Here is an 11,674-nt window from a genome sequence, read left to right on the forward strand (position 1 = left end):
CCGCTGCGCGGTCCATCGCCGGCAAGGCCGGCTCCTACACAGATCAGGCCAGGCTCTTGCTCACCACTTCATACACATCGCTGGACAGCGACCCGGACGCCAGAATGCGCTCCAGCTCGGCCTTCATCAGCGCCTGACGGGCAGCATCGTACTTGCGCCAGCGGGTCAACGGCGCCAACTGGCGCGAGGCGATCTGCGGGTTGAGAGCGTTGAGCTCGATCACCAGGTCCGCCAGGAAACGATAGCCAGAGCCATCGGCCGCATGGAAGTTGACCAGGTTCTGTCCGGCAAATGCGCCGATCAGGGCGCGCACCTTGTTCGGGTTCTTCATCGTGAACGCCGGGTGCTGCATCAGCGCCTTGACCCGTGCCAGGCCACCCGGAAGGGTGCTGGCCGCCTGCACGCTGAACCATTGGTCCATGACCAGCGGGTTGTCCTTGAAGTTTTCGGCAAAGACTTCCAGCGCCTTGGCCCGCTCGGCCTCGAACGGCGAGTTGACCAGCACGGCCAGCGCGGTAAGACGCTCGGTCATGTTGTCGCAAGCGTCGAACTGCTCCTGGGTCGCGGTCAGCACCTCGGGCGTGCCACTGAGCATCAGGTACGACAGGACGATGTTCTGCAGGCTACGGCGGGCGAAATGCTCAGCCTCGGCAACATACCCGGTGCCTCGCGAAACACCGCGGTTAGCCTGGTAGCGCGCATTCAGGGCATCGAACAACTGATCGGCGATCTGCTTGCGGGCGAACTCGCGGGCCGCGTGGATAGCATCGACATCCGCCACTTCGCTGATTTCGGTGAGGTAGGCTTCGCTTGGCAGCGAGAGCATCTCGGCGACCATGGTCTGGTCCAACTGCTCGTTAGCCAGCACCGTACCCAGTGCAGTGACCAGACGCTGGTCGAGCACCAGGGCACTGCCCTGCTGATGCTGGGCGATCAGTTCCTGGAGCACCTGTACCGACAGCTGCTGGCCGGCTTCCCAGCGGTTGAAGCCGTCGCTGTCATGCTGCATGAGAAACATCAGCTGATCGCGATCGTAGGGGAAGCTCAGCTTCACCGGCGCACTGAACCCGCGCAGCAGCGACGGCAGAGGCTTGGCGGCAACATCGACGAAGGTGAAGGTCTGCTCGGCCTCGGTCACCGACAGTACGCGCGAGGTGCCGGCAGCAGCCGCTTCACCTTGCAGACGCAGGGCGATGTCGTTGCCCTGGGCGTCGAGCAGGCCGAGTTCGAGCGGAATCACGAACGGCTTCTTCTCGACTTTGTCCGGCGTCGCCGGGCAGCTCTGGCGCAAGGTCAGGCTGTAGGTCTGCGCTGTGCTGTCGTACGCCTCGCTGACCGCCAGGCGTGGTGTGCCCGCCTGGCTGTACCAGCGCTTGAACTGTGTCAGGTCGACGCCGTTGGCATCCTCCATGGCCTTGATGAAGTCATCGCAGGTCACCGCCTGGCCGTCATGGCGTTCGAAGTACAGGTCACTGCCTTTGCGGAAACCTTCGGCGCCCAGCAGGGTACGAACCATGCGCACCACTTCCGAACCCTTCTCGTAAACGGTCAGGGTGTAGAAGTTGGAGATCTCGATGAAGCTGTCCGGGCGCACGGCGTGAGCCATGGGGCCGGCATCTTCGGCGAACTGGTGGGTGCGCAGGTAGGCCACGTCCTCGATGCGCTTGACCGTACGCGAGTTCATGTCGGCACTGAATTGCGAATCGCGGAATACGGTGAAGCCTTCCTTGAGCGACAGCTGGAACCAGTCGCGGCAGGTCACGCGGTTGCCCGACCAGTTGTGGAAGTACTCGTGGGCAACCACTGCCTCGACCCGCTGGTGCGCGGCATCGGTCGCGGTTTCGGCACGGGCCAGCACACAACTGGAGTTGAAGATGTTCAGGCCCTTGTTTTCCATGGCGCCCATGTTGAAGTCGTTGACCGCGACGATCATGAAGATATCCAGGTCGTATTCGCGACCGTAGACCTCTTCGTCCCAGCGCATGGACTTCTTCAGGCTGCTCATGGCGTGCTGGCATTTGTCGATGTTTTCCGGCTCGACAAAGATGCGCAGGGTCACGTCACGGCCCGACTGACGGGTGAATTTGTCTTCGACACACCACAAATCACCGGCCACCAGGGCAAACAGGTAGGCCGGCTTCATGAACGGATCTTCCCAGGTCGCCCAATGACGGCCATCGTCCTGCGGCCCGCTGCCGATCGGGTTGCCGTTGGACAGCAGCACCGGGTAGCGATGCTGCTCGGCGATCACCGTGGTGGTGAATTTGCTCATCACATCCGGGCGGTCGAGGTAGTAGGTGATCTTGCGGAAACCCTCGGCCTCGCACTGGGTGCAGAACATGCTGCCTGACTTGTACAGGCCTTCCAGCGCGGTGTTGCTTTCCGGATGGATCTTCACGCTGGTGTCGAGAGTGAAGGTCGCAGCCTTGGGCTGCACGGTCAGGTGGCTGTCATCGAGCTGGTAGTCGCCAGCGTTCAGGGCCTGGTCGTCAAGGGCGACGCTAAGCAGTTCCAACTGCTGGCCATCGAGTACCAGCGGCGGCAAGCCGGCGCCACGCGCGGGGTTGCGGCGCATGACCAGCTGCGCGTGGACCAGGCTGTGGTCCTCGAACAGTTCGAAGGTCAGGTGCGTCTCGTCGATCAGGTACTCGGGCGCCTGATAGTCCTTGAGGTAGATCACTTGCGGCTGTTCGGTACGCATGTGGTGGTCCTTTTACTGATGCACGGCGAGCTGGTACGCCGTGTACTTGCGAATATTGATCACGCCGGTATCGAAGATCAGGTACTGGCCCTTGATCCCCAGCAGCGTACCTTCAGCCACCGGGTTCTTGTCCAGGTTGAAGCTGACGATCTTGCTCGGGTAGGCCTCGACCGGGTAACGGATTTCCAGGACTTCGGCGTCGTTCAGCCGCTGCACGGCCTGCAAGCCGAAGCGCGCTTGCAAGGCACTGAAGCCCTCAGCGCAACTGTCGAACAACTGATCGCGCACGGCCAGCAGGTCAACCGCCTCGGCATCGCCCTTGAGCAGCGCACGCCAATTGGTGCGATCAGCGACCTGGCTGCGGAACAGGTCTTCGACCAACCCCGATTGCTGGCGGGTGGCGACCCGCACAATCGGCAGCGCCTGGCTGGCGCCCTGGTCAAGCCAGCGGGTGGGCAACTGGCTGGCACGGGTGATGCCGACCTTGATGCCCGAGGAGTTGGCCAGGTAGACCACATGATCGGTCATGCAGAACTGCTCGCCCCAGGCCGGTTCGCGGCAGGTGCCCTGGTCGTAATGGCATTTTTCCGGGGCCATGATGCAGACATCGCACTGGGCCAGCTTGGTCATGCACGGATAGCAGTATCCCTGACTGAAGCTGGTCTTGGTCTTGCGCCCACAATGGCTGCAATGGATGGCACCGAGGTATTCCAGGCGCAGGGTCTTGCCGATCAACGGATTGACCGGTACTTCCTGCTCGCCCAGTCGAAAAGCGTACTGCACCACCGACGCGTCGAGACGCGCCGACATTTTACTGATGGAGCCGCGGCCAAGTTCGATCAATGGAGCGCATCCGACTTGAACAGGATGTTCGCTACCGGCGCCGACTTCGAGCTGCACTCTTGCGGGCCCATGTAGCCGGTACGCTGCTCTTCAGGCAGGTTCTGCACTTCCCAGGCAATCACGGCCTGCAGCGACAGTTCTTTCTGCTCGGTGGTGAGCTTGCGCCCATCCGCCCATTTGCCCAGCTCCACGGCCAGCTTCAGGCTCTCGTAGATTTCCGGGGTGATGTTCTCGATCATTTGCGCAAAAGTGGACATAGCGTCTCCCAAATCAAGCCGTCAGTTTACGCCGGGCCAGCGCCCCGCCCAAGAGCCCGCTGAGGCAACCGACCAACAACCCGCCAACGTGGGCGGCGTTGGCGATCTGGCCGAAGCCCAGCAGGCTGACCAGTCCGGACAGGCACAGCAACAGCCAGGCCAGCATCATGACCAGGACCCCACGCGGCATGCGATAGACCGGGTTGGGCGCCAGCCACTGGTACAGCCAGACGTGCCCAAGCAAGCCGTAGAGCACTCCCGACAGGCCACCGAACAGACTTGGCCCGCCAAACAGGTATTGCGCGGCGTTGGATACCAGGCTGAACAGCAGGGTCAGGCTGAGCAGCGACCAGGGCCCCTGGCGCAGTTCGATACGCCGGCCCAGTTCCCAATACCACAAGGCATTCATGGCCAGGTGGAGGATGCCGAAATGCACCAGCATCGGCGTGAACAGGCGCCACCATTGGCCGTCTGCAAGGCTCGCGGCCAGTGGGGTGAAGTACAGGTAGTCACCCTGTACGCGAAAATCGAGAAAGGTCAGCCAGCTCAGGGTGGCAAAATTGTCGCCAAGGCCAGTCAGCCCGGCAACGATCAGGCACAGCAACAACACCGCTGCCGTGGCCTTGCTGGCCCGCAGCTGTTCGGCGAATCCCGGCCGCGCTGGCGGCGCCAGGGCGTCCTGGGCGGGCAACTGGAAGTCGGCATCGCCCTCGGGAAACCGCTGGTACAGCTCGCGGACATCCTCGGCGAGGTTTTCCGCCACCCACAGCACTTGATCGCCGCCCTCCTCGCTGACCCGATGCGGCACCTGCAGGCGCCGCAACAGGCCGACAAAGCCACTCAGGTCGGCGTTCAAAGGCATGCGCAACACCACCACTGCACTCATTGGTTGGCCTCCGGCCGGTCCACATCGACCCAGACGAACTTGCGCGGGTCGATTCGAGTTTCATCATCGAGACGGTAAGCGACCAGTTTGCCGTACAGCACCGCGCTGTAGTCCAGGCAGGCCAGGTTGGAACGGATCGGTGCCGGTTTGCCGCTGCGCCAGTAATGGCCGACGAACAGCATCGGTTCGTCTTCGCCGTAACGCAGCAAGGCGTTCTTCTGGCTGTGGCTCAACGGCGTACTGGCGACGTTCTCGGGCAAGGCATCGGGCTGGAACACGATATCGCCGTAGGTCTGCGGGTCTTCTTCCCAGAACTTGGTGCGAAAGAAGGCGCGGGTCAGGCCGTCGCCACCGGTCAGCGTCAGACCGTCCGGCAGGCGCATGTCGGTGCCGCGCAGCAAGCGGTTGCAGACCATCGCGGCAAAACTATCGGACACCGCCGAGGCCTGGATGAAATGCTCGTCGATGCAGCCATCGGGGTGTTGCTGGCGCAACGGCTCGATCAGCCCTGGGTCCCAGCAGGCGTGGACCAGGCGGAAGCGTCCGGCATCAAGAAACAGCGGTAACTCGTAGAACCATTCGAGAAAATCATGCCAATCGCCCGGATGCTGTTCGAACTGGGTCAGGGTTTCATAGATCAGGCGGCCGTGGCGCGGGGTGTGCTCGCGCACGAACTGCTTGCCACTGTCGGGCAAGGCCGGGGTATTCCAGCCCAGGGCGTTGTACTCATGATTGCCCATGATGCAGCGGGCTTGGCCGGCCTCGACCATATCGTGGACGATATGCAGCGCCTCGCGAATCCGCGGGCCGCGGTCGATGATATCGCCGAGGAACAGTGCCTGGCGCTGGGCATGGCGCCAGACGCCGCCCTGGCGTTTATAGCCGAGGGCATCGAGCAGGCGTTCGAGGGTGTGTGCACAGCCGTGCACGTCACCAATCAGGTCGTAACTACGGGCTGGATCGAGCATCACTCGCCTCCACCACCCAGGCGGCTGCCCCAACCGAGTTTGGTCCGGCAGACCTCGTAGTAATTGTGGTCCAGCGGATGGATCAGGCGCAGCTTCTGCGGCTTCTTGTTCACCGTGATGGTATCGCCGGGGGCGCAGGTGAAGTGGTTCTGGCCGTCACAGGAAATCTGCGGGTAGATCTGCAGGTCCTTGGACACCACGATCTTCAGCTCACTGTTGCCATCGACCACGATCGGTCGCCCGGACAGGGTGTGCGGGTACATTGGCACGATGACGATGGCGTCGAGTTTGGGGTGCATGATCGGTCCACCCGCCGATAGCGCATAGGCGGTCGAGCCCGTCGGGGTGGCCACGATCAGGCCGTCGGCCTTCTGGCTGCAGACGAACTGGCCATCGATGTAGATCTCGAACTCGATCATCCGCGTCGATTTGCCCGGGTGCAGCACCACGTCGTTGAGCGCATCGCCCTGGCCGATGGCTTCGGCATGGCGGCGTACTTCGGCCTGGAGCAGAAAACGGTTTTCCACCAGGTAGTGGCCATCGAGCACTTCGGCGACCTTGACCTCCAGCTCGTCAGGACGGATGTCGGTGAGAAAGCCCAGGCTGCCACGGTTGATACCCAGCACAGGTGTGTTGTGCTTGGCCAGGGCACGGGCGGCGCCGAGCAGGCTGCCGTCGCCGCCAACGACGATGACCAGGTCGCAAACCTCGCCCAGCAGCTTGCGCGAAGAGGTCTGCAGGCCGTGGCCGGGCAGGACTTCGGCGATCGTGTCCTCGAGAATGACGTGCAGATGCCGTTCCAGCAGGAATTTTTTCAGTCGGCGAATAGTATCGAGCACCTGCGAGCTTCCGAGGCGGCCGATGATACCGATATTGCGAAATTGCTCCATGGGGCTCCTGCTAGATGCTACAGCGGGTAAAAAGGCTCAATTGGCCAAAGAGTTCGATTATGGGCGAAAGCGCCGGGTAGCGGCAAACACCGGAGAAAATCGCCAAGGCCCAGGGCTTAGGGCTATGCTCGCTGGATGAACCCTTTTCCCGGCCTGATCGACCTGCCCCGCCAGTTGCGCCTGCCCCAGGTGCGCGACCTGGCCTGGGTCATCCTCGCACCACCGATGCTGCGCGACACGCCCTGGCCACAGCGTCATCCGCTGGCCGCCAGTGACTGGGTCGCACATCCCGAACGACTGCAGCAATGGCTGTATGGCCTGGATCGCGACAGCAGTGCGCTGGAGCACTGGCTGGCCCAGGCCACTACCCGGCGCCTGGGTCTGTACTACGAACGTCTCTGGCAGTTTGCCTTGCAGCAGGCGCCAGGGGTCGAGCTGCTCGCCGCCAATTTGCCGATCCGCACCGCTGGCCACACCTTGGGCGAGCTGGATATTCTGCTGCGCGATGCGCAAGGCGTGCACCACCAGGAACTGGCCATCAAGCTCTACCTGGGGCCACCTGGCGGCGATGGCCAGGACCCGGTGCACTGGCTGGGCCCGGGCTGCCATGACCGCCTGGACCGTAAGCTTGCGCACCTGGCCGATCACCAATTGCCGATTTCCGCCCGGGCAGAAAGCCGCGAAGCCCTGGCAGCGCTGGATATCGAGCAGTTCAGCGCCCAACTCTGGCTTGCTGGTTACCTGTTCTACCCTTGGCCCGGCCATGCCGACTCGCCCCGAGGCTCCCATCCCCAACACTTGCGCGGGCAGTGGTTGCGTCAGCGGGACTGGTCGGCCTTTGCCGAACAAAGCCTCGATGGATACTGGCAGCCGTTGCCGCGACAGGCCTGGCTGGCACCTGCGCGCTGCGTACTTGAGGAGCTTTGGAGCCAAGCGCGCTGGAGTGCCTGGCTGCAAGCGCTTGATCCGCTGGCACCGGCGCAGCTGTTGGTGCGCTTGGTGGAAGGTGTAGACGGGGATTGGGAAGAAGCGCAGCGGGTGTTTCTGGTGTCCGATGTGTGGCCGAAGCTGCCGGGGTAGCGATGAATCCACCGCTACCCCAAGGTCAAAGGCAGCGCCAACGCAGCACTGCAGAGCCCCTGAGAACGAAGGTGGGCGAAGTGGCGAATCCTAGCGACAGATCAATGTGGTGTTGGCAATTTTTTGTTGCAATCAGCAGGTAATCAGTTGCCCAGCGATTACAGTGATGCCACTGCGCCGAAAGAGTGCAGACTTAGACCTGATCACGAGGAATGACCATGACCCTGAAGACTTCCCAGGCCCGCTATGGCGGCCTGTCGATTACCTTGCACTGGTTGATGCTGGTGCTGTTGGCGGCGGTATATGCCCTGATCGAACTGCGCGGACTGTTTCCCAAGGACAGTGTCGAGCGCAACCTGATGAAAGACCTGCACTTCATGCTCGGCCTGACAGTATTCGTGCTGGTCTGGCTACGCCTGGCCCTGCGCCTGAGCCGCCCGACGCCGCCGATCATCCCGGCTCCTGCCGCCTGGCAAACCGGCCTTGCGCACCTGATGCATCTGGCCCTGTACCTGTTGATGATCGGCTTGCCGATTGCTGGCTGGTTGATTCTCAGCGCGGCAAACAAACCGATACCCTTCTATGGCTTTGAACTGCCAGCACTGACCGCAGCGGATCCGGACCTGGCCAAGTTCATCAAGGGCTGGCACGAACGCATCGGCAGCTGGGGTTACTGGCTGATCGGCCTGCATGCCCTGGCCGGGCTCTACCATCACTATGTGCAGCGCGATAACACCCTGGTGCGCATGTTGCCGCGCAACAACTAGGCAAAACCGCGGCGGCCCTGCAGGCCGCCGCTGTGCAGGAAAATCAAGCGGGTACCGGGGGTAAAAGCACCGGTTTCAACCTGCTCGCGTAGCGCCAACAGGGCCTTACCGGTGTAAAGCGGCTCCAGCGGCACGCCGGACTCGGCCTCGCACGCATCGATAAACGCCAACAGTGCCTCATCGACCTTGGCGAAACCTCCGCGACTGGCTTCGTACAAACGGTATCCACTGCCCCCGGCCCAGGCTTGGACCTGAGCAGGCACACCATGGTCCAGCGGTACAGCCAAAGCGCCGTGTACCTGATGCATGCCGTCTTCAGCCAACACCAGCCCCGCCAAAGTCGTACCGGTTCCCGCCGCCAGCCACCAACCGTCATAGTCCGGCCAACCCAGACGCGTCAATTGCGCCCTCGCCTGTTCGACGATCAAGGCGCAGCCTTTGACGCCCAGAGGGCCACCACCACCTTCGGGCACACAGTGCCAACCCGGGTATTGCGCCTGCCAGGGCAGCCAGAAATCCGCTTGATGACGCGCTCGATAGCCGGCATAACCCAGCCAGTGCAGCTGCATGCCGAAGTCTTGCAGATCGCGTACGGTAGAGGTGTCTTGAAAATGGCCACGCAACAGGCCGACCGTGGCAAAACCGAAGCGCTTGCCAGCCGCCGCCAGGGCGTGCAGGTGATTGGAGTGAGCGCCGCCCAGGCTGATGACGCCCGGCGCGCCTGCATGCTTGGCCAGACGCAGATGTTCAAGGAGCTTGAACCACTTATTGCCGCTGATTAGCGGGTCGATCAGGTCCAAGCGCAGTACTGCCAACTCGACACCGAACGGGCGTAGCCAGTTCAGTTCCAGTCGCTGCAGGGGGGCACCAGGAAGCGCGTCAAAACCGGTCATGTACAGATCACTGCAACAGGGATGCAGCAGTCTAACAGCGCAGCGGGATAGACACCCCGCCGCGCAAAGCACTCAGAGTTCGGTGGCCAGGCGCGAACCCTGGTTGATCGCCCGCTTGGCATCCAGCTCAGCGGCCACATCGGCGCCACCGATCAGGTGAACCGACTGCCCGGCCGCTTGCAAGCCATCGTACAGCTCACGCAGCGGGTCCTGCCCGGCACAGATCACCACGTTGTCGACTGGCAGCAGTTGCGGCTCGCCTTCTGCAATACGGATATGCAGGCCGGCGTCGTCAATACTCAGGTATTCGACGCTGTTGAGCATCTGCACCTGCTTGTTCTTCAGGCCCGTACGGTGAATCCAGCCTGTGGTTTTGCCCAGGCCGTCACCGACCTTGGATTTCTTGCGCTGCAGGAGGAACACCTGTCGCGCCGGTGCATGCGGCTCGGCCTTGATGCCAGCCACCCCGCCGCGGGCCTCAAGCGCAGTATCGATACCCCACTCCTTCCAGAACGCTTCGCGGTCCTGACTGGTGGCCTTGCCCTGGTGTACCAGGTACTCGGAGACGTCAAAACCGATGCCGCCCGCACCGATCACCGCGACGTTCCGGCCCACCGGCTTGCGCTCGAGCAACACGTCCAGATAGCTCAGCACCTTGCTGTGCTCGATCCCCGGAATCGCCGGCAGACGCGGAGCGATGCCAGTGGCCAGGATGATTTCGTCATAACCGCCCGCTGCCAGTTGCTCGACATCGACGCGAGTGTTCAGGCACAACTCGACGCCGCTGGTCTGCAGCTTGCGCTTGAAGTAGCGCAGGGTCTCATAGAACTCCTCTTTGCCTGGCACGCGCTTGGCCACGTTGAACTGACCACCGATCTCGCTGGCCGAGTCGAACAGGGTCACTTGATGGCCACGTTCGGCAGCCACGGTGGCAGCGGCAAGCCCGGCAGGACCGGCACCCACCACGGCGATCTGCTTGACCTGGGTGACCGGCAGGTAATTGAGCTCGGTTTCATGGCAGGCGCGTGGATTGACCAGGCAGCTGGTCAACTTGCCGCCGAAGGTGTGGTCCAGACAGGCCTGGTTGCAGCCGATGCAGGTATTGATCTCGTCGCCACGCCCGGCCGCGGCCTTGTTGACGAACTCGGGGTCGGCAAGGAACGGCCGCGCCATGGAAACCATGTCGGCGTCGCCTTCGGCGAGGATCTGCTCAGCCACTTCCGGGGTGTTGATCCGGTTGGTGGTGATCAGCGGGATCTGCACCGCGCCACGCAACTTGGCCGTGACCTTGCTGAAGGCGGCGCGTGGCACCTTGGTGGCGATGGTCGGGATCCGCGCTTCGTGCCAGCCGATACCGGTGTTGATGATCGTCGCGCCGGCTTTTTCGATCCCCTGGGCCAGCTGCACGATCTCTTCCCAGTTGCTGCCGCCTTCGATCAGGTCGAGCATCGACAGGCGGAAGATGATGATGAAATTCGGGCCGACCGCCTCACGCACGCGAGTGACGATGTCCACTGCCAGGCGCATGCGGTTCTCATAGCTGCCACCCCAGCGGTCGGTACGCTGGTTGGTGTGGGCGACGAGGAACTGGTTGATGAAGTAACCTTCCGAGCCCATGATCTCGACACCGTCGTACCCGGCGCTTTGTGCCAGCAACGAGCAAGTGACGAAGTCCTGGATCTGCTTCTCGATGCCCTCTTCGTCCAGCTCACGCGGCTTGAACGGGTTGATCGGCGCCTGGATGGCGCTTGGCGCCACCGACTTGGGGCTGTAGGCATAGCGGCCGGCGTGAAGGATCTGCATGCAGATCTTGCCACCGGCCTCATGCACTGCCTGGGTGACGATACGGTGCTTTTCGGCTTCCTCCGGGGTGCTCAGCTTGGCAGCGCCGGAATACACCCCGCCCTCCACGTTCGGACCAATGCCGCCGGTGACCATCAAGCCGACGCCGCCACGGGCACGCTCGGCAAAATAGGCCGCCATGCGCTCGAAGCCACCGGGTTTCTCTTCAAGGCCTGTGTGCATCGAGCCCATCAGGGTGCGGTTGCGCAAGGTGGTGAAGCCCAGGTCCAGCGGGGCGAGCAGGTGCGGGTATTGAGCAGCAGCCATAGTGAACTCCACAACAGGCGTAATCACGGGATGCGGGCGCCTCGCAGGGAGGGCGGGGCCCGTCGGTTATCTGTGACCGACATTAAAGAGCAAGCCCGTTTGGCTCAATGACCGAAAGTGACAAGTTATTGATCCTAGTGCACTCGGGTCTACCCTAGTGTTCTGTCTCAAAAATAAATTTCCTACTTGAGCTACTCTTCCATAGTCAGCCGTGACATGGAGTGCCGCTATGAACTCTCAAGACATCGTGCTCAGTGACGACGAACAAGTTGAGCTGAAC

General features: G+C 62.4%; 10 protein-coding genes. 2 read left to right on the forward strand and 8 right to left on the reverse strand.

Annotated features, from left to right (window positions below):
• Nucleotides 1-43: 43 nt before the first annotated feature.
• The 6 genes from pepN to ACRESH_RS23560 are packed head-to-tail and all read right to left on the reverse strand — an operon-like array spanning nucleotide 44 to nucleotide 6,545.
• The gene (gene pepN, locus ACRESH_RS23535) at nucleotides 44-2,701 is read right to left on the reverse strand and encodes an aminopeptidase N (protein WP_431744230.1); all 2,658 of its coding nucleotides are present in this window, start codon (nucleotides 2,699-2,701) and stop codon (nucleotides 44-46) included.
• A 12-nt stretch (nucleotides 2,702-2,713) separates the two neighbouring features.
• Nucleotides 2,714-3,544: a DUF2797 domain-containing protein gene (locus tag ACRESH_RS23540; RefSeq protein WP_431744231.1), complete on the reverse strand. Its 831-nt coding sequence runs from the start codon at nucleotides 3,542-3,544 to the stop codon at nucleotides 2,714-2,716.
• Entirely contained in the window at nucleotides 3,541-3,801 is a 261-nt protein-coding gene (locus tag ACRESH_RS23545; protein WP_431744232.1) for a YeaC family protein, read from the reverse strand. The genes ACRESH_RS23540 and ACRESH_RS23545 overlap by 4 nt, the downstream gene beginning before the upstream one ends.
• 13 nt (nucleotides 3,802-3,814) lie before the next feature.
• Entirely contained in the window at nucleotides 3,815-4,687 is an 873-nt protein-coding gene (locus ACRESH_RS23550) for a rhomboid family intramembrane serine protease (RefSeq protein ID WP_431744233.1), read from the reverse strand.
• A complete protein-coding gene (locus ACRESH_RS23555) occupies nucleotides 4,684-5,655 on the reverse strand; it encodes a metallophosphoesterase (protein ID WP_431744234.1) in 972 nt (323 codons plus the stop codon). Before ACRESH_RS23555 ends, ACRESH_RS23550 begins: the two co-directional genes overlap by 4 nt.
• The gene (locus ACRESH_RS23560) at nucleotides 5,655-6,545 is read right to left on the reverse strand and encodes an NAD(+) kinase (protein WP_107022970.1); all 891 of its coding nucleotides are present in this window, start codon (nucleotides 6,543-6,545) and stop codon (nucleotides 5,655-5,657) included. Before ACRESH_RS23560 ends, ACRESH_RS23555 begins: the two co-directional genes overlap by 1 nt.
• 135 nt (nucleotides 6,546-6,680) lie before the next feature.
• Here ACRESH_RS23560 and ACRESH_RS23565 point away from each other — a divergent pair, with 135 nt between their 5' ends.
• Nucleotides 6,681-7,625, forward strand: coding sequence for a DUF1853 family protein (locus tag ACRESH_RS23565; RefSeq protein WP_431744235.1), 945 nt, complete (start codon nucleotides 6,681-6,683; stop codon nucleotides 7,623-7,625).
• A 218-nt stretch (nucleotides 7,626-7,843) separates the two neighbouring features.
• Nucleotides 7,844-8,392 carry a cytochrome b gene (locus tag ACRESH_RS23570; RefSeq protein WP_431744236.1) on the forward strand — a complete coding sequence of 183 codons (549 nt, stop codon included), beginning with the start codon at nucleotides 7,844-7,846 and terminating at the stop codon, nucleotides 8,390-8,392.
• Here the strand turns inward: ACRESH_RS23570 and ACRESH_RS23575 are convergent.
• Both ACRESH_RS23575 and ACRESH_RS23580 read right to left on the reverse strand, forming a co-directional pair.
• Entirely contained in the window at nucleotides 8,389-9,285 is an 897-nt protein-coding gene (locus ACRESH_RS23575; RefSeq protein WP_431744237.1) for a 1-aminocyclopropane-1-carboxylate deaminase/D-cysteine desulfhydrase, read from the reverse strand. The two genes, ACRESH_RS23570 and ACRESH_RS23575, sit on opposite strands and share 4 nt — an antisense overlap.
• 72 nt (nucleotides 9,286-9,357) lie before the next feature.
• On the reverse strand, nucleotides 9,358-11,394 hold the full coding sequence (locus tag ACRESH_RS23580; RefSeq protein WP_431744238.1) for an FAD-dependent oxidoreductase: 2,037 nt from the start codon (nucleotides 11,392-11,394) through the stop codon (nucleotides 9,358-9,360).
• Nucleotides 11,395-11,674 lie beyond the last annotated feature (280 nt).

The sequence above is a fragment of the Pseudomonas sp. genome, assembly GCF_050739775.1.
GTDB lineage: Bacteria > Pseudomonadota > Gammaproteobacteria > Pseudomonadales > Pseudomonadaceae > Aquipseudomonas.

Coding starts and splice junctions, on each gene's coding strand:
- ACRESH_RS23560 (WP_107022970.1), bottom strand. CDS start 6,545: ATGGAGCAATTTCGCAATATCGGTATCATCGGCCGCCTCGGAAGCTCG.
- ACRESH_RS23555 (WP_431744234.1), bottom strand. CDS start 5,655: ATGCTCGATCCAGCCCGTAGTTACGACCTGATTGGTGACGTGCACGGC.
- ACRESH_RS23580 (WP_431744238.1), bottom strand. CDS start 11,394: ATGGCTGCTGCTCAATACCCGCACCTGCTCGCCCCGCTGGACCTGGGC.
- ACRESH_RS23570 (WP_431744236.1), top strand. CDS start 7,844: ATGACCCTGAAGACTTCCCAGGCCCGCTATGGCGGCCTGTCGATTACC.
- ACRESH_RS23575 (WP_431744237.1), bottom strand. CDS start 9,285: ATGACCGGTTTTGACGCGCTTCCTGGTGCCCCCCTGCAGCGACTGGAA.
- pepN (WP_431744230.1), bottom strand. CDS start 2,701: ATGCGTACCGAACAGCCGCAAGTGATCTACCTCAAGGACTATCAGGCG.
- ACRESH_RS23565 (WP_431744235.1), top strand. CDS start 6,681: ATGAACCCTTTTCCCGGCCTGATCGACCTGCCCCGCCAGTTGCGCCTG.
- ACRESH_RS23545 (WP_431744232.1), bottom strand. CDS start 3,801: ATGTCCACTTTTGCGCAAATGATCGAGAACATCACCCCGGAAATCTAC.
- ACRESH_RS23550 (WP_431744233.1), bottom strand. CDS start 4,687: ATGAGTGCAGTGGTGGTGTTGCGCATGCCTTTGAACGCCGACCTGAGT.